Origin of the sequence: Okeania sp. SIO3B5 (genome assembly GCF_010692555.1) — a bacterium.
In the GTDB taxonomy this organism is placed as follows: domain Bacteria; phylum Cyanobacteriota; class Cyanobacteriia; order Cyanobacteriales; family Microcoleaceae; genus Okeania.
Genome location: NZ_JAAHHG010000094.1, coordinates 1 through 26904 on the forward strand (window position 1 = coordinate 1; position 26904 = coordinate 26904).

Sequence of the window (26904 nt, forward strand, 5' to 3'; positions counted from 1 at the left end):
CTCTTAGGTCTTTCTGCTGCCTCTTGCAGAGGAGCTGCGCTAACAATGCACCAGCCTCCAAGGTCAAGCCTCTTTTCGGTCTAAAGGCGCGCTCCACAGACTGACACTGCTAGCCCAGCAGCCAAGTTTTAAGTTTAACACACTATTGGCATGCACCGCAAAATTGATTGGTTTTCCCATCTCTATGCTCCCCTTCGGGAGAGCGCGGGTCTTCAAGCAACGTTGAGATAAAATGTGGAAGGACCCGGTTTTAACCAGTGCTGAAACTCATAATTCAAAAATTCAAAAATTTTGTTTTGTGATAAAATAAAAAATTGGAGACCTTAATCGGGTGGAGGTATAACCGCGCAGAATGAAACAATTGGGAACCCATCTAGTCGTTGATGCCTGGCAGTCCCCTGGGGAGCTGCTCAACGACCCTGAACGTATCCGTCGCTCTTTAATTGATGCAATTACAGCAGGAGGAGCAACTCTCATAGACTTATGTGTTCATCAGTTTAGTCCTCATGGAGTAACTGCGACGGCAACACTGGCAGAGTCTCATATTGCCATCCATACATGGCCTGAGTTAGGTTACTTTGCTGCTGACTTATTCTTTTGTGGTCATGGAAACCCCCATAAAGCTATAGAGATTCTAGAAACCGCTCTCCAAGCTAAACAAATAAAATTGACTGAGATTAAGCGTGGTTTTGACCCTGGGATGGGAGTCCAAGATACATTAACAAAAGATTGTAATGTTAATAATTTGGCGCAAACGAGTTTAGCTAGAGGATGAACAACCAATCTAAATTAATTGCAACTAAAGTGCATATATGCTTGGTTTAAATTAATAATCCCACGACGCAAGCCGTGGGGTTATAAGTTATCATAATGTATTGGAGTATGTAATTTCTTAGATATAAGGATTTGTTATTGCAGTAGCAAAGCGGAGCGTTATCGTTGATTTAAAATTGGGCGTACAACCCAGTACCCAGCACCAAATGCAGCAATTACAATCAAACAAATAGTAATTATTAACCAAATTCCATTCAGTTCAGATACTTGCTTGGAATTAAAATTTCTACTGTAGCGACTTCTATCTGGTTCTTCTGTAAATAGATACTCTGGAGAATCTGGATCGTCTATTTTTTTAGACTCGGTGAATGGTAGAGAAGGTGAGGCAGATGATGGTTCAGGAGAGTCTACCTCAAAATCAGAATTAAAAGAGTTATCTCTAAAAGTATCTACTCTAAGTTGAGAGTTGGGAAAAGAAGAAACTTGAGGTTGAGTTACTTGAGTTACAAGCAGGGAAGAATTCAGAGTTTCTTGTAACTGTGTCGCAGACTGAATAACTTTTTCAAATTCTCTTCTGAGTTTTTGATTTTGCTGGATTAATTGCTCATTATGAACTTTTAGTGATTCTAGCTTAATTTGAGTTGCTTGTAGTTCAGCAGTAGCTTCTCTATAGACAGAAATAGGTACAGATGGAGAGTAGTTATTTTCAGGATTATGTCCCATCTGATTAGATGCGCTAATATTTTGCATTATTTTACTATTATGATATTTTTCAATCATTATGGCGGATAATTAGTGAAATTAGACAAATAAAATAGAAATTCGTCAAGTTACTATTACTATCAAAGAAAAATATTCACTTATACAAATAGACATCTCCATATTATTGATTATTTAATTAGGGCTTGCTGATTAAATATCAAAGCATTTACAGATAAAGGTTTTAGCCTTTTTAGGAAAGTTAGTATTTTAGGTAAGAGTTGGGCAGAAAAATCATTCTTACAATTCTTACTCCTACCTCCTCGCTCATTCCCATTTCTTCTGTCTCCTGTCTTCCCCTCCTGGGAGGGGTTAGGGGTGGGTTGTCTCCTGTCTCCTACCCCAGCAAAAAGACTTTTTCAGCAAACCCTAATTAATATCTATGAATTATTCTGAAACTAACCATGAACTTTCTCAAGAATTTAGTACACAAGAACCTAAATATGGAGAACGAAATATATTAGAAGGAGAGTTAATTACTTTTCCTAATCCTCGTGTTGGACGACGTTATGAGATTAATATTACTTTACCAGAATTTACTTGTAAATGCCCCTTTTCTGGTTATCCAGATTTTGCCTCAATTGACGTAAAATATGTTCCAAATGAACGAGTAGTAGAATTGAAAGCTCTGAAATTGTATATTAACAGTTATCGCGATCGCTATATTTCCCATGAAGAATCAGCGAATCAAATTTTAGATGATTTTGTAGCAGCTTGTGACCCTTTAGAAGTAAAAATAAAAGCTAATTTTTCTCCAAGAGGCAATGTTCATACTACTATTGAAGTTGAACATTATAAATAGAATCGTAAGCATTCAGCAGTCAGCTATCAGCTATCAGCTTTATTACCCTTAAAGGAGAAACAAGAAAAAATTTTCATTATTAGTCAATCCTCTTCTTTTCAAGGAGAGGTAATTGTTAATTAAGGGTTTGCTGAAAAAAGCAAACTGTGGGAGAGTGGGAAGTGCGGGGACCCACCCCTAAACCCTTCCAGGAGGCAGGGTCTATTTAGGGTCTGCTGAAAAAATTGGTTGGTGGGGGTAGGACACGGGGACACGGAGACGCGGGGACAAGTCGATTTGTGGGCGAACAAGCAACAGTTTCGGCCATTTGATGTGAAGAAATTTTCTTGAATTTCAGCAGAAAATTTCAGTAAATTGATGTCAATAAGAGCCATAAACTTAGAGATAAACTGAATACAAAAAGCTCAATAGCTTTAGCTATCCTGACTTTTAGCTTTATGAGCGCAAGCCCTATTTATTGTCACTAGATAAAACAGGAGTCAAATTCTCAGTTAAATATTAAGTATAAATACTTACTGAATTGTTAATTTTGATTGACCACTATAATTTTCTTCTAACTTTTGACTTTTGACTTTTGACTTTTGAATTTTTCATATTAGTTCATATCTTGAGGGTCAATTTCCCCTTGAACAACTGAACTATCAATTAATTCCTCTGATACAGTTTGATTAACTTTTTCTTCTTCTTCATACTCCAAAAACCCATTAACAATTTGCTCATTTTCTAACTCTTCCAATTGAGTAATCTTAATTTGGTCTAGACGTGGGCCTTCAGCAGAAATAACAGTAAATTCAAGACGGTCATACCATAACTTTTCTCCAATAGTAGGTATTTTTTGTAACTGATAAATCAAAAATCCTCCCAAAGTTTGATAATTCTCAGTTAGAGGTAAATCCAAATTCAATAGTTCATTAACTTCTTCTACACTCAACTGGGCCTGTACAATGAAAGTTTGATCGTCCAACATTTGCAGAGTAAATTCTTCACTACCAGTTACTTCATAGCTATTACCACCAATAATTTCAGCAATCAAATCCTCTCGCGTAATTAATCCAGCAGTACCACCAAATTCATCTACCACTATTACCATTTCTGGATGCTGACGACTGTTTGGAATTTGACGCATCCTTTGCATCAATGATAATAACTCGCTCAAATACATTTGTTCAGATACAAACCTTACAGGGCGAACCCAAGAACTAATTAAGGTCTGTGGGGATAATAAACCTTGTGCTAAAGGTTTGGCCAATTCTTTGAAATCTATAATGCCCTGAATATCATCTATAGACTCACCAATTACAGGATAACGAGAATGGCCAGATACCTTAATTTCATCTAACAAATTTTTAAAAGTAGCCGTACTAGAAATAGCATCTATATTGGTGCGTGGAACCATGACTTCTAAAGCTGATACCTCCCCAAATTCAAAGACATTACTAAGTAACTGTCGTTCTTCCGCTTCTAAACCAGTTGATTCAGTAGAAGTAGAAATAATTAATTGTAATTCTTCAGGGGTAACTGGTGTTTTCCAGACATTACCAGTGTATTTAATTCCTATTAGTCGTAACAACCAACGAGTAGATTGATTTAAGACCCAAATAAATGGATTAAAGAAGCGAGATATAGCTAGACTCAAAGGACCTAATAATCTCGATAACTTTTCTGAATACAATAGTGCTACTGACTTTGGGCATAATTCTCCTAGTACAATTTGCAGGTAAGCCAAAATAAAAAAGGTAAAAATTGGGATAGCTAGGGAGTGAGCGATCGCTTGACTAACATGAGTAGAAAGTGGTAGTTCAACTATTGCAGCTTTAACAATCATGGCTATAGTTCCTTCACCTATCCAACCCAAAGCTAAACTAGACAAAGTAATACCTAACTGAGTTGTTGAGAGTAGTCTGTCTATATTTTTTTGAAGTTTTTGAACAATTTTGGCTTGAACATCACCTGCATCTACTAATTGATTAATGCGGGATCTACGCACAGAAACTATAGAAAATTCTGCTACCACAAAAAAGGCATTGATGGTAATTAGCAGAAAGACTGACAAAAGTCGCGACATTATCTCTGCCGATGTCAGTATTTCTAAGCTTGGCATCTGTCCCAAACTTACTGCCATTGATTCTGCCTCAGACCATTTCTCAAAAGTTTTGTTATATCTCCTTGGGGGTAGAAAGTAGGGAGTAAGGAGTAGGGAGTATGGTTCAAAGACATAAGATATTTTGGATTAATGCCGATAATCCTTACAAACATTACTGAATAATTATTATTATTTAATAACTGAAGTCGCATCGGAAGTATAGCATTATTTTTGAGAATTGGTATCAGACCTCTGAACATTTTCATGTTGAATACTTACAATTTATACATACCATTAAATCTTGGGCAACTTCATTAGATTTCTTTGCTCTTAAAACTTCAAACTTCACTAATTTTGCTTTCTCTTAAAACGATAAATCAATTAACTTATTTATATTTTTATCTAAACTAACAACCTACTAAAAAAAACCTAATCCACTTAATTTATTTTGATTTTAGACATCTTTAAATCTAGCTTTTGATCTGGATAATCTGTCAATTCCAAAGAAAGTTCTTTAGCATTATCTAATAAGGCAACTGGAATCGTAATAATACCATAATATCTTCTGCCATTTGGTGGTAATTCTCCTGGTAAATCTTCTGTACTTGCGCTGAGAGACCTTCCCTGGTCGTCTGTAACATTCAAAAAACTGTACAAAAACCTTATAGACCGGTCTCCTTCATTTTTTAAATTGACATCTAAAACTAAAGAATTACCCCATCGACGAACATCATTAACTTCTAGAGCTACTCCAGCATCACTACTAACAATTGGAAAACTTTGTTGGGATTGATTTTCTTCAGCAGATTTTGCCTTGGCTTGTTTTTTCTGAGAATCTTTTTTAGTAGTTGTCTCTTCAATTACTCCACCATTTCTGATGATATTTTTCACACGGGCAATAACCTTTTCCTCTTCTAAAAAGACCAATTTTTCTTGGCGATTTGAATTGTTTCTAGCACCTGCTAAATTATTAGTGGGACGAGTATCTGGTTGAGTAATTCCTTTTAAAGCTTCTCTGCCTAGTTGAAATCCCCAAGAGGCACTACTCAAACCTGCACCAAACATTAGGGTTAGTAAGCTCAGAGTTAGCACAATACTAGAATTCATAGTTTTTTTATTTTTTAGGCATAATATTGTTTTCTGTTATGATATACTATATCTTATGTATAAATTTAGAGACATTTATGTCCAAAATTTTAATTTTAACTCAAGAAACTATGCTATAGTAGATTAACTAATCTGAGAAAACCTTAAGATGGTTTAATTTAACTATATAATAGAGGTAAACTTGGAAATAAGCGCCTTTGGCCGATTGGGGAGGCAGCGAGCTCATAATTCGCTTTAAGGCTGGTTCGATTCCAGCAGGGCGCATACAAATAAATTAAATTAATTTATCCAAATATACTAAAGTCTTTGCTGGTTAAAGATTTTAGCATTTTCTAGTAAATTTCAGGACTTACCCATAACCACTAAAATATAGTAGGGGTTAACGGCCGTTAAACCCTAAAAATGATGTATGGTCTGGTATTCTGCGTAAGTCCTATAATATGTCTGAAAAATTCCCGATTTTCCCATCTCTGCTATCCCACAACTTCAAATCACCAAAATTTTCATTTTGTGAAGCTCAAAAAATCTAGAGAGGAAGATAAATCAAATTCGGTAAAAAACTGTGATAGTATAAATATAGTAGGGGTTGTTCGCCCATACTCATGACTTTTTATTCAACAAAAAAAAAGACAGTTTTAGATAAATAATAGCGATCGCTCAGAGTAGTAATTTTCAGTTTGTTCATTTTGTGAAGCTTCGAGAAATATAGAGAGGAAGATAAATCAAATTCGGTAAAAAACTGTGATAGTATAAATATAATAGGGGTTGTTCGCCCATACTCATGACTTTTTATTCAACGCAAAAAAAAGAGAGTTTTAGATAAATAATAGCGATCGCTCAGAGTAGTAATTTTCAGTTTGCTCATTTTGTGAAGCTTCGAGAAATATAGAGAGCAAAGATAAATCAAATTCGGTAAAAAAACGTGATAGTATAAATATAGTGGTGGTTGTTCGCCCATACTCATGACTTTTTATTCAACACAAAAAAAGATGGTTTTAGATAAATAATAGCGATCGCCCAGAGTAGTAATTTTCAGTTTGCTCATTTTGTGAAGCTTCGAGAAATATAGAGAGCAAAGATAAATCAAATTCGGTAAAAAAACGTGATAGTATAAACATAGTGGTGGTTGTTCGCCCATACTCATGACTTTTTATTCAACGCAAAAAAAAGAGAGTTTTAGATAAATAAAAAGGAGCGATCGCCACCTCTCCTCAACTAATAAATAACTAAATTAACTCCAACGTTGTAGTTATAGGAAAGACAAAAGCAAAATTTAAAAGCTTCCATCTTCCCCCTATTCCTTAATTTAACCAAGGACGAGTAACTTCTTCCAACTGATTAAATTCCTCTTGATTCATCTCCCAACCAATAGCCCCTATATTTTGTCGAACTTGTTCAGAATTTTTACAACCAGCAATAGGAATCACACCATCTTGAAAAACCAACCAATTCAGAGCAACCTGAGCCAGAGTTTTGTCATATTTTTCACCAATTTGTTTTAACAAAGACATCACAGGAGCAATTTTTTCCAAACCCTTTTTCTGGAAACGAGAATCAAATTGACGAGCGCCAGTCGGCGGTTTTTCCAAAGTATATTTGCCAGTTAATAAACCTTGAGCCAAAGGACTATAAGCTAAAATTGTCACCCCTAACTCTCTAGCTGTATCCAAAATTCCTTTAGCTTCAATTTGTCGAGAAAGTAGAGAATATCTCACCTGATTAGTTGCTAAAATTACCCCTCGTTTTTCCAGAATTGCATGAGCTTGACACATCTCTTCAGCCGAATAATTACTAACACCAACCGCTTCAACTCTACCCTGTTTTACTTCATCAGCCAAAGCATTTAATAAAGTTTCCTGACTCATAAAAAAAGTAAACGGCCAATGTATTTGATAAAGAGTAACTTTCGGCAACATTAATCGTTTCAAACTAGCAGTAACAGCATCAGCAATAGACTCAGGAAAAAATCTCCAAGGTATAGGACCATATTTAGTAGCAATTTGCACAGGTTGTTCAGTTTTTTGCATGAATTTTCCCAGCAATTCTTCTGACAAACCATTGCCATAAACTTCAGCAGTGTCAAAAAAATTTATCCCTGCTTCTAAGGAAGTTTGAAAAGCAGCTTCTACTTCATTAGCACCATAATTACTGCCATAATTCCAAAACAATTTATCCCCCCATGCCCAAGTGCCAATACAAATGGGATTAACAGTTATTCCTGTTTTACCTAAATTAGTTGTTGCCATGGTAATTTCATTTATCAGTTATCAGTTATCAGTTCCTCAAATTCTGTATCTTCTTACCTCCTTATTATAGGAAGTACAGAAAAAGGAGGCTATAGCAATCATAAATCATTTGTAAAAAATATTAAGGATATATAAAAAGTCTGAAACTTTTACACCTATTCCCTGTTCTATAGCAATCCTAAATAAGTTGCGGGTAATCAAAAAGTAGATAAAAAAACTGAAACTCTTACCTGTTCCCTGTTCCCTGTTCCCTGTTCCCTGTTCCCTAAAAGCGGTAAGATTTTTATACACAAATAAAATAGAATTGCTATATAAATTCAAATATTTTTTACCCGTAACTGAAATAAGATTGCTATAACTGATATAGTAAGGAAGGAGTTGGTTAAGACATAGATTGATGATAAACCTCAGATAGAGAAAAGCTTTTGCTGGGTGCATCTCATATTTGCAAAAATACTTTTTTCCTATCTATTCCCTGTTGCCTGTTGCCTAAAAGCGATAAATTTTTGGCTTTATTCAAAATTGAGATGCACCCCTTTTGCCACTGTTTCCTGTTCTCTGCTATAACTGAATTTACTTCTTATTTAATACTTAATAATAATATAGTTATGACAATAAAAGATTCTTCCAGTCCACTCAAATTTATCAAATTAATCCAAGAAAACTTTCTATTTTTTAGATTAGGTTTATATCAAATGGGGTTAGGAACAATGTCAGTTTTAACTCTCGGAGTTTTGAACCGAGTGATGATTACTGAATTAACAATTCCTGCCACAATCGTAGCATTTACTTTGTCATTGTATCAATTTATGGCACCAGCAAGGGTTTGGTTTGGTCAAATGTCTGATGTTAAACCTTTGTTTGGTCAACACCGTACAGGTTATATGTGGATAGGGGCAGTTTTGTTTACTTTAACTGCTTTTATTGCTGTACAAGTTATGTGGCAGGTTGGTGATAGTTTAGAAGTGAATGGTTGGACGAATCCCACATTTTTTTGGGTCGGAATGTTGGGTTTAATGTTTATAATTTATGGTTTGGCTTTAAGTGCAAGTTCTACACCTTTTGCTGCATTATTGGTAGATATTTCTGATGAAGATAATCGTTCTAAAGTTGTTGGTATAGTTTGGTCGATGTTGATGGTAGGAATTATTATTGGAGCAATTACCAGTAGTGTTTTACTGAAGCAGGTTGGTGTGGGGGCACAATTAGAAACTGTTAAGGCATCTGTTAATAGTTTGTTTATTAAGGTGCCGGCAATTGTGTTAATTCTTGCTTTTATTTCCACAGTGGGAGTTGAACAAAAACACTCTCGTTATCGCACTCGTTCAACTATTGCTAATCGGGAAGATAAAGTTACTCTAGGAACAACTTTAAAAGTTTTAAGAGCTAGTCGTCAAACAGGTTTATTTTTTACATTTGTATTTGTACTAATTATTAGTTTATTTATGCAGGATGCAGTTTTAGAACCCTATGGTGGAGAAATATTTTCGATGCCAATTTCTGAAACTACAAGATTGAATGCTGTATCGGGTATGGGAACTTTAATCGGATTAGGTACAACGGGATTTTTAGTAGTACCAAGATTGGGTAAGAAAAATTCTCTAAAAGTGGGATGTGTAGCTACAACTATTAGTTTTATCTTAATAGTTATGTCTGGGTTTACTGGCAACCCTTCTTTATTTAAGGGGGCTTTATTTTTATATGGTTTAGCTGCTGGTTTAACTACTACTGCTTCTCTAAGTTTAATGTTAGATTTAACTGTGGCAGAAACAGCAGGAACTTTTATCGGTGCCTGGGGATTAGCTCAAGCAATGGCAAGAGGATTATCTACAGTTATTGGTGGTGCGTCTTTAGATTTAGGTAGGCTTTTATTTAATATTCCAATGCTTGCTTATGGCTTAGTTTTTCTCATGGCAGGAATAGGAATGATACTGTCAATTTTTCTGTTAAATAGAGTCAATGTACGAGAATTTCAAGATAATTCGAAACAAGCGATCGCTACTATTTTAGAAGGAGAATTAGATTAATTAATAATTAATAATTAGGGTTTGCTGAAAAAGTATTTTAGTTAGGAGTAGAAGACAGGATAAAAGGGTCGGGAGTGAGGACGTAGGAGTAATAATTGTCCCAAGATTGTTCTGTCAAAATCTTGACCAAAATCCTAAAATTTTGAACCATTACCACTTAGAAACTCGCACTTTTTGATACTTAAAAAGGCACTTACCTTTATATAAAAGACTTTTAAATTTAATCAGCAAGCCCTAATTAATAATTACCTCTCGTTGAAAAGAAGAGGATTGACGCGGTAGGGAAAATTTTTTCTTTTCTCTTGGTCGAGACCTAGCCATCCCTCGACTGCTTTTCTCCTTTAAAGGAGAGGCTTTAAACCTTAATTATTCGGTAAAAACTAAGTTTTGAAGAAGAATTCAGTATACAGGATTCTGGAGAAAAATTAGGTTTGGGTTTGATGGAGAAAAGTAGCAATTTTTTAGTATCCCTATCATATTTTTCCTGCTTACTTCTTACTTATTAGTTATTGGGGATAAATTGAGGGATAAAAATTATTCAACTAATCCTGATTAACCATAATCTAGGTATGAGATGGTAGGTGAATAAATTATTTGGAGATGGCTGACAAAAGCTCAGTTTTGAACAAGAAGTCAAAACACAGGAGTCTGGGGAGAAATTAGATTTGGGTTTGATGAACAAGAGTGGCAAATTGGGTGCATCTCAATGCGTGAATAAAGCCAAAAATTTATCGCTTTTAGGGAACAGGGAACACCGGATCTGGGAACAGGGAACAGGGAATATATAGGAAAAAAGTATTTTTGCAAATATGAGATGCACCCTCTTACTTGTTACTTCTTACAGATAAATTGACCGATGAAAATTCTTCAAGTAATCTTGATTAACCATAATCTAGGTATGAGATGGTAGGTGAATAAATTATTTGGAGATGGCTGACAAAAGCTCAGTTTTGAACAAGAAGTCAAAATACAGGATTCTGGAGAGAAATTAGATTGGAGTTTGATTAACAAGAGTGGCAAATTTTCATTATCCCTATCATCTTTTATTTTCTTACTCCCTACTTCTTACAGATAAATTGACCGATGAAAATTCTTCAAGTAATCTTGATTAACCATAATCTAGGTATGAGATGGTAGGTGAATAAATTATTTGGAGATAGGTGGTAAAAGCTCAGTTTTGAACAAGAAGTCAAAATACAGGATTCTGGAGAGAAATTAGATTGGAGTTTGATTAACAAGAGTGGCAAATTTTCATTATCCCTATCATCTTTTATTTTCTTACTCCCTACTTCTTACAGATAAATTGACCGATGAAAATTCTTCAAGTAATCTTGATTAACCATAATCTAGGTATGAGGTGGTAGGTGAATAAATTATTTGGAGATAGGTGGTAAAAGTTCAGTTTTGAACAAGAAGTCAAAATACAGGATTCTGGAGAGAAATTAGATTGGAGTTTGATTAACAAGAGTGGCAAATTTTCATTATCCCTATCATCTTTTATTTTCTTACTCCCTACTTCTTACTCCCTACTTCTTGCAGATAAATTGACCGATGAAAATTACTCAAGTAATTGTGATTAACCATAATCTAGATGTTAGCTTGCAGGTGAATAAATTATTTGGGGATAGGTGGCAAAAACTCAGTTTTGAACAAGAAGTCAAAATACAGGATTCTGGAGAGAAATTAGGTTGGAGTTTGATTAACAAGAGTGGCAAATTTTCATTATCCCTATCATCTTTTATTTTCTTACTCCCTACTTCTTACTCCCTACTTCTTACAGATAAATTGACCGATGAAAATTCTTCAAGTAATCTTGATTAACCATAATCTAGGTATGAGGTGGTAGGTGAATAAATTATTTGGGGATAGGTGGTAAAAGTTCAGTTTTGAACAAGAAGTAAAAATACAGGAATCTAGGGATAAATTAGATTGGAGTTTAATTAACAAGAGTGGCAAATTTTCATTATCCCTATCATCTTTTATTTTCTTACTCCCTACTTCTTACTTGTTAGTTATTACAAATAAATTGACCGATGAAAATTACTCAAGTAATTGTGATTAACTATAATCTAGATATGTCTGATTTATTAAAGCTTCTCTAGCCTCGCAACTTGATATAATCAATTTATAGAGTGAAAAAAGGAATAATACAAATGGTTGGTTATAACCCTGAATTCTTAGGTACAGACTTTCCGTTACCAATGCCTAGTTTTTCCCCAAGTCTAGTTGGTAACGTTTTGAGAAAACCAGAACTGCGAGACGATATATATGTAGATTATATTAACTTCACTGTCATTATGAATCGCGTGCGACGTTCGCCACTCGTAACGGCTCTCAATATTGACCAAAATCTGCTCAAAAAAGTGCAACGGAAGCGTGGATGGGATATTGATACTCGTGTAGGTTTTGAGTACCAATTAGACAACGATTATTATGCTAACAACTATTGGGATAGAGGACATTTAGCGAGAAGAGCAAGCGCTGCTTGGGGCAATTCCAAACAGGAGGCAAGAAGAGCTTCTGATGCAACTTTTTTCTTTACCAATGCTGCATTGCAACATGAGAATTTCAATCAAGATGAATGGCTAGCTTTAGAGAATTGGGTTAAGGATTTGACTCTTGATCAGAACGGTTTAATCACAGAATTTACTGGTCCCATTTACGGCGATTTTGGTAGAACAGTTACTCCTTCTAGTCGTCAACCTGCGGTAGTCCCTTCTGGATTCTTCAAAATTGTATGTTTCATTAACGGACAAACACAGGAATTAGATGTGCGAGCATTTATCATGTGTCAAGATGCAGATGCTATGGCAGATAAACGAGGAAAAGAGCTTTTTGACTTTCAACGCTATCAAGTCACGGTATCAGAGATTGAAGAGTTAACAGGATTATTTTTTGATGACAAAATCTATGAAAAAAATCCTCTCCTGTTTAATGAAAATGAAGAAGCAAAAGAGAAATTAAATATAGATAGTTTTCCGGAGTATATCCCTGTAGATGAACCAGAAGAAATGATTTCTCCCGAGACAAAACGACAAGATATCGGTGAAGAATTACCAGTTTATATTGCTGCTGCGATGGTGAACCCAAAAGGAGACGAACGTCAAAATGAATGGGTTTCTGTTATCAATCTGTCCCCAGATGAAATTGATTTAACAGGCTGGACACTATCAGATATGAAGCGGATTCCTCTTCAGTTGGATACAGTTTTGGCAGGAGAGCAACGGATACTAAAACCGGGAGAAGCGAGGCAAATTAAACCTTTAAATCCGTTGGCACTTTCTAATAAAGGAAGTACGATTGCTCTTTATCAACCAATGGAAGGAAGCGAAAGAGGTTTGCGCATTGATCGAGTTCATTATAGTCAAAAACAAGCTAGTGTAGAGGGTATGCCAATCGTATTTTCCTATCAAAGAAAAAACAAATCTTCATTAATTGATAATTGATAATGGATAATTGATAATTACCTCTGGTTAAAACCGCTCTTGATTGAATATAAGGAGATATTATTTCTTTTGTTTTCCCCTTAAAAGGGGAGACTTTAAACCAGAATTATTTAATAATTAATAATTAATAATTCGGGCTTGCTGAATAAATCTGAAAGTATTTATACCAATTTTAAAAAAGAATGCTACAAAAAGGTAGACCTTGATCGGATATGCTTAAAAATAGCTAGTCTAGTTAATTTTAGATAGTTATTTATATTGTTTTTCCATTTTTTTAAATATTTATCCCTTCTTCCTTCTTCCCTCTTCCTTCTTTCTTACTTCTACCATTTGTAACAAACATTTATTAAATTGGTATTACTGATATTGGTTTTAGCATTTTATATCATGTCCGTTGGTATCGTTTGTGTATAAAGTTGGGGAAATATCTAGCGCCATATAAGGTTTTTCCTTCTCTTAAAGCTTCTTCCTTCTTCCTTCTTCCTTCTTCCTTACCTTCTCTATACAATACCGATGCTACCGGACATTATATTAGAATTGAAAAAAGTACCAGCTTTGGAATGGAAAAATTTCAAAAAGCTAGTATTTTGGGATGATTATGGCAGAAAAATTGAGAGACAAAACTTAGCTCCTACCTCAGCAAAAAGACTTTATTCAGCAAACCCTAATTCTTTCCACACCAGAATAAATATTAAATTTTTTCCCTCGCAAAAATCCAACCAAAGTAATATTAAATTCCCTAGCTATTTCTACAGCTAGACTACTAGGTGCAGAAACAGCACAAACTATCGGCACACCTGCAGTTATACATTTTTGTATAATCTCAAAACTCGACCGCCCACTGACCATAACAATATGATTATTTAAGGGTAATATACCTGCTAAAAATTCCGACCCTATCAACTTATCTAAAGCATTGTGTCTACCAACATCTTCTCGCAATTTCAACAATTCTCCTTGAGTATCAAATAAAGCAGCAGCGTGTAAACCACCAGTAGATTTAAACACCCTTTGAGCATTGCTTAATTTCTCAGGCAAACTATAAATAACTTCCGCCGGAACTTCTGATTTTAAAGGTATAGGTGAAAAACCTTTAATTTGCAGAGATTCTATACTTGCTTTACCACAAATTCCACAAGCACTAGAGGAAAAAAAATGTCTTTCTAAGGTTTTTAAGTTTGGTTTTAATTCAGACTTAAGAGTGACATTAACAATATTTTGGAGTTGCCCCCCATCAATTTCTGGGTCTACACAATAACTAATTTTTTCAATATCTTCACGATTTTTGATAATTCCTTCACTATAGAGAAATCCTGCTGCTAAATCAAAATCATTTCCTGGAGTCCGCATAGTAACTGCTATAGTTTGTTTCGGAAAAGTCAGACGAATTTCTAAAGGTTCTTCTGTTACTAATTGGTCGTAACGAGTGAAAGAAATTTGATTTTCTACTACTAAAATTTGTGCTTGAATTTTGCTACGAGGATAATTGTTCATACATTCACTTTTATTTTTTCCTGCACCATTTTTCAATCTTTTGGAGACTTTTTACTCCATAAAAACGTAGGAGATTTTATATCATGTCCGGATAATTAGTGATAAAAAGCTTTCTCCTTCTTTTCTTCTTTCTTCCCTCCTGAATTCTGAATTCTGAATTCTGAATTCTGAGTGTTTATTTATAACTGTTCAACCGGACATGATATTACTCCTGAGTCTGGTCAACTAGAGCTTAAAAAAGCCCACGCTATATTCCTTGAGAATTAGCGCTGGGTTGTTGACTCCAAATAATAAACCGATCCCGTCCTTCTTCTTTAGCTTGGTATAATCCTCTATCTGCACACTTAATCAATTGTTCAGGATAACTTTGATTGTGAGGAATAGTACTTGCAATTCCCATACTTAGGGTGACATAGGAGTTATTCAAAGAGGTTTTGTGAGGTATCTTCAGAGAATGAATACCATCCATAATCATAGTTGCGACTCTGCTTGCTTCAAAACAATTTACTCCTGGTAAAACAATTGCAAACTCTTCCCCACCATACCTCGCAGCAAATTCTCCAGAACGCTTAACACTACTATCCAAAACTTGAGCAACAGCACGAAGGCAATTATCTCCTGCTACATGGCCGTAGGTATCATTGTATTTCTTGAAATAATCAACATCACAAAGAATCAACGATAAGGGTCGTTGTTGTTGTTGCATTCGTCGCCACTCTTGCTGAAGAAGTATATTAAACTGACGCCTATTGATCAGTTGAGTCAACCCATCAATGGCAGCTAAATGATTGAGAGCTGCTGTTCTTTCCAAAACTTTCTGTTCTAGCTCTTGATTAATTGTACGAAAGCGTCCAATAACTAAAATTAAACCTGAAATTGCTAGAGCAATAATAGTCATCAAGACAGTATAAATTACTTTTAATCCATCTTCAGCTATGAGTATAACATTATCAACAGGTTGAGTAATTTCTACAACGCCACGCACTTGTCCAACTTTCCAGTCTTTTCTAGGACTACTTCGCAGTGTATTATGACAAGCTACACAACTTGGCTCCATGAGGACAGCTTCTGTATAGCGAAACGAGAGGCGATCGCCAAATTGCTCTTTCCGATAAAAGGAAGCTTTTGGATGCTCTTTCAGGTAAGTCAGTGCATCCCACTCAAACTTATCTTGAGGTCCTCCTGTGAGTTGTCGATTAGGAAATGGATACTCGCTGTAAAGTCTAAACAACATACCCTCTGATTCATCACTGAGGCGTTCCCCAAGTTCGATAGTATAGGTAGCAGGATTAGGAATACCTCCTTTTACAGTATGGTATTCAGGTATGACCAGGATATCATCTATTGACTTGATCTGATCAACAACATTTTTGCTGTACAGTATTCTAGCTTCATTCAAGGTTTTGACAGCTACTTTTGCATAGTGCATTGCTTGAGAATCTACTAAATTAATCGAGAGGTAGTAGGTTCCTACTAAAGCTATACTAAAAGCCAAACAGAGTAAAGTTACAAGAATGATAACCACACGCATATAGAGCAGTTGATACAGTCGTTTGCAAAGCTTTAATAATTTCCATCTTATGGCTGTTATCATTTATGTGATATTAATCAATTCAAATATATAGTTTTTTTATCTGGAATGTGGAAATAAAGTGCTATGAAAAAGGGAATAGGGAATAGGGAATAGGGAATAGTCAAGGGGATAAACAGCATTAAATAGTAATAAATACAAGGATGTAATGGAATAAAAACAGCGTTTTTTTTATTAGAAAAAACCTCAATCTATATTTAAATCTCATTTGAAAACACTATAGCAAAGAAATAGTTGGTTAGGAGAATATTCATTAATTGATAATTACCTCTGGTTAAAACCGTTACGGAATTGAATATAAGGAAATATTATTTCTTCTCTTGGTCTCATGGATATGGTTAGGAAACCCATCCATCCCACCCTTCGGGAAGCTCTGAATATCCACCGCTTTTTTTCCCTTAAAAGGGGAGGCTTCAAGGCGCGAATTATTTAATTATTAATTATTAATTATTAATTATTAATTATTAATTATTCGGTTTCCCTGCTATTATAGCAAATTCATGCATAGGTAGTTTCATCTTTAATTTGTGATTTATTCCTACAATAAAAAATTATAAATTCCATAAATTATAAAAATCAAACATTTTTCCTATTTTTTTGTCGTGTTTTTATCAAAATAATTTGGTATAAAACCCCGCCTTTTAAGGCGAAATATTTTTGGATAGTTCCTCAAATCCCTGTTATAGCATTTCTCCATGAAGTTGCGCTTAATAAAAGATAACGGCTATTAGTAAAATTCAGGTTTTGGTAAGAATTATTAAGCGCATTGTTACAGAGAAATGGTATTACCGAAAAATTCAGGTATAAAGCCTCTCCATTCATGGAGAAAAAAGAAAAAAATCCTTTGATCCAATCCTCTTATTTATAAGAAGAGGTAATTCTAAATTCGCGCATTCTTAATTCTTAATTATTGAAAAAAATAACTTATGTAAATTGCCCTACCGACGGCTCCCCTATCTGACTTCTGACTTCGTTAATTCCCTGTTCCCTGTTTTATGGAAATGTCTATTGATAACAATATTAAGATGAGATTAATTTCTCTTCAAAAATCACATAACCCTAAAAATTTGCCTGATAATTATTGTGCAATAAAAATTTTTATATGAGCTAAATAAATTATGTTACCCAAGCCAAATAAAATCTGGAACCCGGAAATTTGGGCAAGTTGGAAACCCTTCGGTATTGGCGAACAATACCCCAATAACTACTGGGAATTAATACGCGCAACAATTGAAAATCTCGATCAACTCCCCTACGCTTGGGAAATTCTCAATAAAGGAGTCTGTGACGGGTGTTCCCTCGGTACCACTGGGATGAAAGACTGGACTCTCGATGGCTTTCATTTATGTAATGTCCGCCTGCGACTATTACGCCTTAATACCATGGCCGCTTTTAACCCAGAAATACTGACAGATGTTTCTCAACTACAAAATAAAAGTAGTGCAGAATTGCGAGAAATGGGACGACTGCCTTACCCCATGCGTCGCGACAAAGGGGACAAAGGGTTTCGGCGAATTAGTTGGGATGAAGCTTTAGAAGTAATTAGCGATCGCCTCAAAAATACTCATCCAGAACGCCTGGGTTTCTACCTTACCAGTCGTGGCACTGTGAATGAAACTTATTATGTGGCCCAAAAAGCTGCACGGGCTATGGGCACTAATAACATCGATAATGCGGCCCGCATTTGTCATTCCCCTAGTACCGGAGCGCTCAAAACTACTATTGGTGCTGCTGCTACTACTTGTTCCTACAAAGACTGGATAGGTACAGATTTGTTAGTATTTATCGGTTCTAACGTAGCAAATAATCAACCTGTTACTGTTAAATATTTACACTGGGCAAAAAAAGCAGGTACAAAAATTGTAGTTATTAACACTTACCGGGAACCAGGAATGGAACGTTATTGGGTACCGTCTATTCCTGAAAGTGCTTTATTTGGTACTAAGTTTGCCGAAGATTTCTTTTTAGTTAATGTTAATGGCGATTTGGCTTTCCTGAATGGCACTGTTAAACATCTAATTGCTAATGATTGGATAGATAAATTTTTTATCGATAATTATACGAATCAATTTGAAGAATTAAAAGCTTCATTAGATGCTCAATCTTGGGAAGAGTTAGAACGCTTTTCTGGAAGCACCCGCAATGAAATGTATGCCTTTGCAAAAATGGTAAAAGCAGCAGAAAAAGCAGTATTTGTTTGGAGTATGGGTATTACTCAACATGAGTGTGGGGAGGATAATGTCAGAGCTATTATTAATTTAGCTTTAACTAAAGGTTTTGTAGGTAGAGAAGGCTGTGGTTTAATGCCAATTCGGGGACATTCTGGGGTGCAAGGTGGAGCAGAAATGGGATGCTATTCTACGGTGTTTCCTGGAGGGAGAAAGATTAATGAAGAAAATGCGGAAGTTATGAGTAATTTTTGGGGTTTTTCTGTGCCTAATTCTCCTGGTTTAATTGCTTCGGAAATGATTGATAATGCTGCGGAAGGAAAGTTAGATGTTTTGTTTTCTGTAGGGGGAAATTTTTTAGAAGTTTTGCCAGATCCAGATTATGTAGAAGCTGCTATAAAAAGATTGCCTTTGCGAATACATCAGGATATTGTCTGTTCTAATCAAATGTTGGTTGAACCGGGAGAAACGGTAATATTGTTGCCTGCGACGACTCGTTATGAAATTCCGGGAGGAGTAACAGAAACAACTACAGAAAGAAGGGTGATTTTTAGCCCGGAAATTCCCGGACAGAGAATTGGAGAAGCTCGCCCGGAATGGGAAGTTTTTATGGATTTAGCAAAGTTAGTACGTCCTGATTTAGCAAATCAATTAGAGTTTGAAAATACTTCAGAAATTCGTCAGGAAATTGCTTTAGTAATTCCGCAATATTCGGGAATTCAACATTTAAAAGAACCAGGAGATAATTTTCAATATGGTGGTTCTCATTTATGTTTTGGTTGGAATTTTCCCACACCGGATAGTAAAGCTAATTTTTCAATACTTTCTCTACCTCAAGAAGAGTTAAAAGAGGGATATTTTTTAGTGGCAACTCGTAGGGGCAAACAATTTAATAGTATGGTTCAGTCAAAGAAGGATGCTATTACTGGAGCTATGCGAGAGGCAGTTTTAATTAATCCTATTGATGCGGAAAATTTGAGTTTAAAAGATGGGGATAAGGTGCTGTTGAAAAATGATTTAGGTGAGTTTCAAGGAAGAGTGTATTTAGCTCCGATGAAACCAGGTAATTTACAAGTACATTGGCCGGAAGGAAATGTATTATTAGATAAGGGTAAACGTTCTATTGAAGGTGTGCCTGATTATAATGCTTTGGTCTGTTTAGAAAAGTTAGATGGTAATTATTAATTATTAATTATTAATTATTAATTGCTGAAAAGTACATTGGCCGGAAGGAAATGTATTATTAGATAAGGGTAAACGTTCTATTGAAGGTGTGCCTGATTATAATGCTTTGGTCTGTTTAGAAAAGTTAGATGGTAATTATTAATTATTAATTATTAATTATTAATTATTAATTGCTGAAAAGTACATTGGCCGGAAGGAAATGTGTTATTAGATAAGGGTAAACGTTCTGCTGAAGGTGTGCCTGATTATAATGCTTTGGTTTGTTTAGAAAAGTTAGATGGTAATTATTAATTATTAATTATTAATTATTAATTGCTGAAAAGTACATTGGCCGGAAGGAAATGTGTTATTAGATAAGGGTAAACGTTCTATTGAAGGTGTGCCTGATTATAATGCTTTGGTCTGTTTAGAAAAGTTAGATTAGGTTGAAGTTTTGTAAGCATTCAGCTATCAGCTATCAGCTCTCAGCTTTTGAACCTAATAACTTACTAAAGTTAGCTAATGACCTTTTTATTTCCTGCGGAATGCTACGCAAACATAAGTTTTAATTTTCTTTGGAGACTAATTGCCTCTTCAGTGTAATAGTTAAGTTCATAACTCATAGCTGATAGCTGACGGCTGAATGCTTACAGTTTTGGAGATATTCATTCAACAATTAATAATTATTAATTAGGGTTTGCTGATTAAATTTTAAAGCATTGACAGATAAAGGTTTTAGCCGTTTTAGCTCTTGAAAAAGTACAAGGTTTTTGCTCCTTAAAGCTCAAAAAGGAGCGGATTTTGGGTTGACGCGAGGCAGAACAATCTTGGGATAATTCTTCCTCCTGCCTCCTCTAAATTCCTTACTCCTCCTGTCTCCTGTCTCCTGTCTCCTGTCTCCTGACTCCTACCCTCACCCATAAGACTTTTTCAGCAAACCCTAATTATTACCTCTCCTTGAAAAGAAGAGGATTGACTCAAAGGATTTTTTTTCTTGTTTCTACTTTAAAAGAAAGGCTTTCAACCTTAATTATTTGGTAAATTTGAGTTTAAAAGATGGGGATAAGGTACTGTTGCAAAATGATTTGGGTGAGTTTCAAAGAAGAGTTTATTTAGCTCCGATAAAACCAGGTAATTTACAAGTACATTGGTCGGAAGGAAATGTGTTATTAGACCAATTTGATAAATGTTTGCTACAAATAGCTAGGGTATTTCTTAGAATCCATAATTCAGAATCCATAATTCAGAATGGATAGATTTAATACCTTTTTTGATTTAGTGATTAATTGTTAATTTGAGAATAAATTTCTATAGAAACTTTCCTGTTAAATAGAGTTATATCATATCCTTTTAAGAGCGTGATAAAAAACTTTATTCTCCTCTTCCTTCTTTGTTCCCTCCTGACTCCTGACTCCTGACTCCTGACTCCTCCAAAGAATGGTTTTTTCACCCCACCAATACCTTCACCAAACTGAATATAAACCTCCCCAAATTAAAGAAGTTTCTACAGGAAAACCATATTGATAAGCCGCACCTCCAATACCTCCACCCGTTCCTTCAATAGCAAAATAACTATTATCAACATTGCGGTAAATAATTCCATATTGAGGACCGAATCTACAAGTATTTTTAGCTGTTCTTTTTACCTCTGGCGAACAAGGTCATTTCAGTTATCAGTTATCAGTTATCAGTTATCAGTTATTAGTTATTAGTAGCTCTGCTATAAGGAGGTTTGACATAAGGAATATTCTTTTTTTTATCCCCTTAAAAGGGGAGGCTTTGGACCACAATTTTTCGGTCAAATGTTTGGGCATTAGCAGGTAATATACAACTTACCCCCATAACTGCCAAAATAATAAAGTATAGAGAAACCCATTTTCGATGATTCATAAATTTTATTTTTAATAATGCTCTCTATCATTATAAAATATTGAAAGTATTGATAGTGAACCTCTAGGCATTATTGCTTGGGAATTATCTAGAAAATATTAAAATTAAAATCTAAAAACTCAAAGTTAAAAATTCAAGCAACAATTTAAGTTGACTGACTAATTAATCTTCTTTCAATCAACTTTCAAACAACAATCTAGTGGGATAAAAAAGTTCAAATGACAGAATTCTGGAATCAAGTTTTAAACTTCGCAGAAACAACAACTTTTCGAGTAGGAAATCAACTATTAAAAGACTTCGGAAATGTTACAGCAGATGAAAAAGCTGACGGTAGTTTAATTACTAAATCCGATAAATGGGCAGATAGAGAAATTAGAGAAGCGATCGCTCGTACTTTTCCCACTCATGGAATCTTAACAGAAGAAACTCAACAGATATTTCCTAGTAATGAATGGTGTTGGATTATTGACCCCTTAGATGCTACAACAAACTTTGCTCAAGGCATACCAATTTGGGCAACTTCTATAGCATTATTGTATCAAGGTATTCCCATATTTGGCTATATACATTTGCCTCCATTACATCAATCTTACTATGGTTTTTATTATCAAGAAAATCAGACTTATTTATCTAATCCACCTATCACCAGAGCATTTTTAAATCATCAACCAATTCAACCAAATCAAGACAAAATTAATAGTAATCATTTATTTAATCTTTGTTCTCGAAGTACCAAAATTTTACCTCAAATTCCCACAAAAATTAGAATGTTAGGCATAGCAAGTTATAACTTTTTACTTGTTGCTTGTGGTGCATCTATTGCAGGAGTTGAAGCTACACCTAGAATTTGGGATATTGCAGGAGCTTGGGTAATAGCAAAAGCTGCAGGTGCAGTGTGGATACCATTAGAATCTACAGATATTTTTCCTTTAAAAATTGGCAAAGATTATTCCAGTCATCCCTTTCCTACTTTGGTTGTTGGAAATCAACAATTAGTGTCATATTTTTTGCCTTTAGTACAACCTTTAAGGAAGAAGTAAGAAGGAAGAGGGAGTAGGGGAGTAAGGGAGTGGGGGAGTGGGGGAGTAGGGGAGTAAGGGAGTGGAAAAAACTGTGATTAGGAAAGAAACCGAAATACATCCTCTTTCTTTTGATTGAAACTGAGGTAATAATAGCTGACATCATTAGGTAATTTGTGCCAAGTTCAATCAATACCATTACGGTTGCATAACTGCCGGAAAAAGGTTTATAAGGTACAAAATTTTATGTTTTTAGGGAACTATTAACAGGGAATAAAAAATGAATAAAAATTATAAATTAGTCTAAAACTGTACCTCACATTTCCTGAAATTTGCTGTCATTAATAATCGACCCTCATTCCGATAATATAGAAGGAAAAATCGTTGAACAGATTAATGCTAAATCATGCCAAAATACTCCATGTTAGCAATTATATTAAATCCGTTTAACTGCACATAGATCCAAATTAGACTGATATGGAATAGGGAATATTCAACAATTAATAATGAATAATGAATAATGAATAATTACCTCTCCTTGAAAGAAGAGGATTGACTAATAATGAAAATTTTTCTTTATTATCCCCTTAAAAGGGGAGGCGCATACCCACAATTTTTCGGTAAAATTTATAGCAATACTAAACGTTTAAAGATTGAGTATCCTCTATTGACTCCTAATATCATGTCTCATTAAATAACTGTAATAAACAATCTTTGCTCAACCTGGTAGAGACGTTGCATGCAACGTTCCTACATTGCGGTTAATTAATGTTACTTGATTATGACTTCTGACTACTTCTTCAAAGGAAATATTCAACAATTAATAATTAATAATTACCTTTCCTTCAAAAGAAGAGGATTAACTCAAAGGAAAAATTTTTCCTTTTTTCCCCTTAAAAGGGGAGGCTTTAAACCACAATTTATCGGTAAAATTTATAGCAATACTAAACGTTTAAAGTTTAACATCCTCTACTGATTCCTAACCCCTAACTCCTGACTCCTGTCTCCTGTCTCCTGACTCCTTCTTCAATCAACACTTTTTACCCACTCAACAATTCCATCTGCTAATGCTTTTGCTAACTTCTTTTGTTCTTGAGAATTCATAATCCATTCAAACTCATAAGGATTAATCATAAACCCTAACTCCAACAATACAGAAGGAGCTATTGTCGGACGAGCTAAAGCTAAATTATTCCAAAATACCCCATAAGAAGGTCGGTCTAATTTTTCCACTAAATAATTATGTAAAAATACTGCCAAACTATGAGCTTGAGAATGATACCAAAAAGTACCAATTCCCTGAGTTTTTAGCGCATCGCCATAATCAGGTAAAGCATTATAATGAACCGAAAGTGCTAAATCTGGAACTTGTTGATTAATCATTTCCACACGGTCTTTAGGATATAAATCCTCTTCTGCTTTTCGTGTCATATATACTGAAGCACCCCGTGCAATTAACTCATCCTGTAATAACTTCGACACAATTAATGTCACATTTTTTTCCGGATAACCAGTGGGACCTCTTGCACCTAAATCATTCTCACTACCATGTCCAGCATCAATCAAAATTTTCATTCCAGTCAGAGGTTTATTAATAGAATTAATCCCACTATTTACTGCCGGAGGATGTCGCAAAGTTAATCGCAAAGTTGTACCAACATATTCTAATTTATAACCCCATTGTTGGTCTGTTTTTAAATAAAATTTATACCTAACTCCCTGCTCATTTTCCACTGTTGAAGTCAAGATAGGTTGCCAGTCTAATCGCTCAATTAAAGGGTCATCATCTAAACGAATAGTATCAGTTTGAGCCGTCGTATTATGCAGAATTAAAGTTAAATAACCATCCCCTTGTTCGACTGTAACTGGCACCGGTACTTGCAAAGGAAATCTAATTTCTGTTGCACCTTGAACTTGACGAGCAATAGCACTCCGAATTACCGAACGTGGTGGAGCAGCATCTGTAAATATCCTAGTCTCATCAGCTTTTATCCACCCACCATAGTCAAGGCGTAAATAGTCTCCCTCCTTCCCTGTAATTAAAGCTTTTGTGCCTTTTGGTAGAGGCGTCAAACGAGAATAAGTGGTACTTGGCCCAGTCCTGGCCACACCTTCTTCTACTGTTACCTCCGCCACCTCAAATGTAGTGGGAGAAAGAATAGTCACTTTCCCCGGTGCTTTTTGAGTAACAGTTTGGCCACTCACACTCAGTCTAAATTCAGGTTGACCTAAATCTCCTGATTTTTCTGCTTTAGCACAACCTTGATAATATTCTCCCGCAGAAGGAATTGGTTGATTGTCTCCTGTTAATACTGCTAAATTTCCTGGTAAATTTACTACTTGAGACTGGGAAAGTAAGGGAATAGTTTGTTCAGCTAATAACACAGAAACATTAGCATTTGGAGGAGCGATCGCCTGAAAACAAATTAATTCTCCAGGCATTCTAGAAATATCTTTTGCTGGAGTCAAAGAATTTTGACCAAAAGCTATTCCCACTGGTAAAGGTGGTTGATTTGAATTGCGTGTTACCGTAATTATTTTTTCTTCGTCTTGATGGCGCACAGTAAATATATTTGCCCCCATTTGTAATGGAAAACTAGGGGCAAAATGACCTGATTTACTACGCTCATTAATTGGTTTTCCATTAACAGTAACCTCTGCTTCTGGAGAAGCTGTACCAATTAAAAAAATTCTGTCTGAAGTAGTTTTGTGGTTTGCGGAAGGATAGGCAATAAATAGAGATTTTTTTGTTGACTCTGATTCCTCTTGAAGTTGTTGATTATTATCTTCATTATTTTGTGACATTGCATCATGTGACATTGCATCGGGAGAAATGGTAGTTATTACTCCTAAAAATATTATTAATTCCAGGGTGGATAAGCCTATAATTTTCCTAACTACCTTGGAATTTGTTGCTTGTTTTGTAGCTATTAGCAGTGGATTGAAATTTGCCATATTACTGTTTTCTTTTTTTTAATGGGTTCGGCTTTGTTGCACGAATATCCTGGAATCCTTTCAGTACAATACTTTTGCATTAATAATATTTATTGACAAATCCTTGTTTTATAATGCTTCTAGCACTTTCATGCAACAAAGCCAATGGGTTCTATAAAAACCAGGAGTCAGGAGTCAGGATAAAATCATAGTGGTCATAATTCAATACGGTTTTGCGCTCTGCACTACCATAAATAGCTGGTAATATGAATATCGAGTAAAAAGATATGGCGATACCCTATCGTATAATTTATAATATAGTAATGAGCGCTGGTATATTTACAAATTGCAGGAGAGGCCAAATAGCTAAAAGTCTTATTATTCTCGGCAATTTATTCCCCCTGTTGCCTGTTGCCTGTTGCCTGTTGCCTGCGCACAGCGCTATACTACCGCACATCAGAATTTAGGTAGAAACTTAATGGTAGAAACAACAGCATATTTCAATGCAGATGTAGTTATTATTGGTGGTGGTATTGCAGGTCTGGCAACAGCTTATTACCTCAGCCAGAAACAAAATCTACAAATTATATTGTTAGAGAAAGACTCTATCCCCAATCCCAACAACAGTTCCTATGGCGATGAACGGATGTATCGCCGGATGTATTCTAATGAATATCTGTCAGAATTGCAAGAGGAAAGCTTGAAAGAGTGGAAAACCCTTGAAACTCAACATGATTGTCAATTACTGAGACAAAATGGCTTGCTCTTCTACGGCGAAGCTTGGGATGAAGAAACAATAGAAGGTAGCATTCCAGGCGCTCGTCGGGTGATGGAAAAGAAAGGGATTCCATTTGAAGCCTTAAATGCTGAACAACTCCAAGAACGTTGGCCAATGCGACCGAAACCTGATTTTGTCGGTTTGTTTGAAAGCACTGCGGGTATGGTTTGGTCTGCACAAGCTATTGAGCTATTTCGATCTCAAGCCGAAACTAATGGTGTATCTATTCGCACTGGAGAAGAAACTGTTAGTCTGAACGTCATTAGTTCCGATTCAGTTGAAATCAAAACACGATCAGGAAATACATTTTTAGCCAATCAAGTTGTTTTGACTGCTGGAGCTTGGACTAATGATTTACTCAGCTCATTTACAACTCCCCTCAATTTAGAAATTTGGCCGATGTTATGGGGACACTATCGGGTGGAAGAGACTTTACGAGATCGGTTTCCACAATGGTTTTGTTTTCAGCAAGAAAAGCCAGATAGTAACGATGGTGGACTCTACTACGGATTTCCTTGTCATACTCCCGAAACATCACTCATCAAAGTTGGGATTGATTGGTGTCCGCCAGAATTGCGTACCAAAACCATGAGTACGTTTGTGAGAGAACCCAATTCAGAAC

At 35.4% G+C, this 26904-nt stretch carries 18 protein-coding genes and 1 tRNA gene; 10 read left to right on the forward strand and 9 right to left on the reverse strand.

Features of this window, described 5'->3' with window-relative positions; genetic code table 11:
- Window positions 1-352: 352 nt before the first annotated feature.
- Window positions 353-775, forward strand: a complete 423-nt coding sequence (gene speD / locus F6K54_RS15020) for an adenosylmethionine decarboxylase (RefSeq protein WP_293078789.1) — start codon at window positions 353-355, stop codon at window positions 773-775.
- A 158-nt stretch (window positions 776-933) separates the two neighbouring features.
- Here speD and F6K54_RS15025 read toward each other — a convergent pair whose 3' ends face one another.
- Window positions 934-1524, reverse strand: coding sequence for a hypothetical protein (locus F6K54_RS15025; protein ID WP_293078791.1), 591 nt, complete (start codon window positions 1522-1524; stop codon window positions 934-936).
- A gap of 391 nt (window positions 1525-1915) precedes the next feature.
- Between F6K54_RS15025 and queF the strand changes: the two genes are divergently transcribed.
- Window positions 1916-2335 carry a preQ(1) synthase gene (gene queF, locus F6K54_RS15030; protein WP_293078792.1) on the forward strand — a complete coding sequence of 140 codons (420 nt, stop codon included), beginning with the start codon at window positions 1916-1918 and terminating at the stop codon, window positions 2333-2335.
- 595 nt (window positions 2336-2930) lie between these two features.
- Here the strand turns inward: queF and F6K54_RS15035 are convergent.
- The 3 genes from F6K54_RS15035 to F6K54_RS15045 form a co-directional block, all read right to left on the reverse strand.
- Complete coding sequence (locus F6K54_RS15035) at window positions 2931-4457, reverse strand: hemolysin family protein (protein ID WP_293078794.1); 1527 nt, start codon at window positions 4455-4457, stop codon at window positions 2931-2933.
- Window positions 4448-4684, reverse strand: coding sequence for a hypothetical protein (locus F6K54_RS15040; RefSeq protein WP_293078795.1), 237 nt, complete (start codon window positions 4682-4684; stop codon window positions 4448-4450). The genes F6K54_RS15035 and F6K54_RS15040 overlap by 10 nt, the downstream gene beginning before the upstream one ends.
- Before the next feature lie 172 nt (window positions 4685-4856).
- Window positions 4857-5525, reverse strand: a complete 669-nt coding sequence (locus tag F6K54_RS15045; protein WP_293078797.1) for a hypothetical protein — start codon at window positions 5523-5525, stop codon at window positions 4857-4859.
- Between the two features lie 191 nt (window positions 5526-5716).
- Here F6K54_RS15045 and F6K54_RS15050 point away from each other — a divergent pair.
- A tRNA-Ile gene (locus F6K54_RS15050) sits at window positions 5717-5789 on the forward strand.
- 1037 nt (window positions 5790-6826) lie between these two features.
- Here F6K54_RS15050 and F6K54_RS15055 read toward each other — a convergent pair.
- Window positions 6827-7771: an aldo/keto reductase gene (locus tag F6K54_RS15055; protein WP_293078799.1), complete on the reverse strand. Its 945-nt coding sequence runs from the start codon at window positions 7769-7771 to the stop codon at window positions 6827-6829.
- A 608-nt stretch (window positions 7772-8379) separates the two neighbouring features.
- Between F6K54_RS15055 and F6K54_RS15060 the strand changes: the two genes are divergently transcribed.
- From F6K54_RS15060 to F6K54_RS15070, 3 genes are all read left to right on the forward strand, one after another.
- Entirely contained in the window at window positions 8380-9798 is a 1419-nt protein-coding gene (locus F6K54_RS15060; protein ID WP_293078801.1) for a BCD family MFS transporter, read from the forward strand.
- 1551 nt (window positions 9799-11349) lie between these two features.
- On the forward strand, window positions 11350-11619 hold the full coding sequence (locus tag F6K54_RS15065; RefSeq protein ID WP_293078803.1) for a hypothetical protein: 270 nt from the start codon (window positions 11350-11352) through the stop codon (window positions 11617-11619).
- Between the two features lie 332 nt (window positions 11620-11951).
- On the forward strand, window positions 11952-13244 hold the full coding sequence (locus F6K54_RS15070) for a DNA/RNA non-specific endonuclease (RefSeq protein WP_293078805.1): 1293 nt from the start codon (window positions 11952-11954) through the stop codon (window positions 13242-13244).
- Window positions 13245-13898: 654 nt separating this feature from the next.
- On the opposite strand, the gene fdhD is transcribed toward F6K54_RS15070, so the two are convergent.
- The gene (fdhD, locus tag F6K54_RS15075) at window positions 13899-14738 is read right to left on the reverse strand and encodes a formate dehydrogenase accessory sulfurtransferase FdhD (RefSeq protein ID WP_293078807.1); all 840 of its coding nucleotides are present in this window, start codon (window positions 14736-14738) and stop codon (window positions 13899-13901) included.
- 247 nt (window positions 14739-14985) lie between these two features.
- The gene (locus F6K54_RS15080; RefSeq protein ID WP_293078809.1) at window positions 14986-16332 is read right to left on the reverse strand and encodes a diguanylate cyclase domain-containing protein; all 1347 of its coding nucleotides are present in this window, start codon (window positions 16330-16332) and stop codon (window positions 14986-14988) included.
- 1115 nt (window positions 16333-17447) lie between these two features.
- Between F6K54_RS15080 and F6K54_RS15085 the strand changes: the two genes are divergently transcribed.
- Together F6K54_RS15085 and F6K54_RS15090 are read left to right on the forward strand one after the other, a co-directional pair.
- Window positions 17448-19682, forward strand: a complete 2235-nt coding sequence (locus F6K54_RS15085; protein ID WP_293078811.1) for an FdhF/YdeP family oxidoreductase — start codon at window positions 17448-17450, stop codon at window positions 19680-19682.
- 1022 nt (window positions 19683-20704) lie between these two features.
- The gene (locus tag F6K54_RS15090) at window positions 20705-20917 is read left to right on the forward strand and encodes a hypothetical protein (RefSeq protein ID WP_293078813.1); all 213 of its coding nucleotides are present in this window, start codon (window positions 20705-20707) and stop codon (window positions 20915-20917) included.
- A 508-nt stretch (window positions 20918-21425) separates the two neighbouring features.
- Here F6K54_RS15090 and F6K54_RS15095 read toward each other — a convergent pair.
- Window positions 21426-21551: a hypothetical protein gene (locus F6K54_RS15095; protein WP_293078814.1), complete on the reverse strand. Its 126-nt coding sequence runs from the start codon at window positions 21549-21551 to the stop codon at window positions 21426-21428.
- A 218-nt stretch (window positions 21552-21769) separates the two neighbouring features.
- On the opposite strand from F6K54_RS15095, the gene F6K54_RS15100 reads away from it, so the two are divergent.
- Window positions 21770-22591 (forward strand): inositol monophosphatase family protein, encoded by an 822-nt coding sequence (locus tag F6K54_RS15100; RefSeq protein WP_293078816.1) that lies wholly within the window; start codon window positions 21770-21772, stop codon window positions 22589-22591.
- A 1005-nt stretch (window positions 22592-23596) separates the two neighbouring features.
- Here F6K54_RS15100 and F6K54_RS15105 read toward each other — a convergent pair.
- A complete protein-coding gene (locus F6K54_RS15105) occupies window positions 23597-25375 on the reverse strand; it encodes an N-acetylmuramoyl-L-alanine amidase (protein ID WP_293078820.1) in 1779 nt (592 codons plus the stop codon).
- Window positions 25376-25982: 607 nt separating this feature from the next.
- Here F6K54_RS15105 and F6K54_RS15110 point away from each other — a divergent pair.
- Window positions 25983-26904 (forward strand): FAD-dependent oxidoreductase (locus F6K54_RS15110; protein WP_293078818.1); only part of this gene is annotated, 922 nt, incomplete at its 3' end.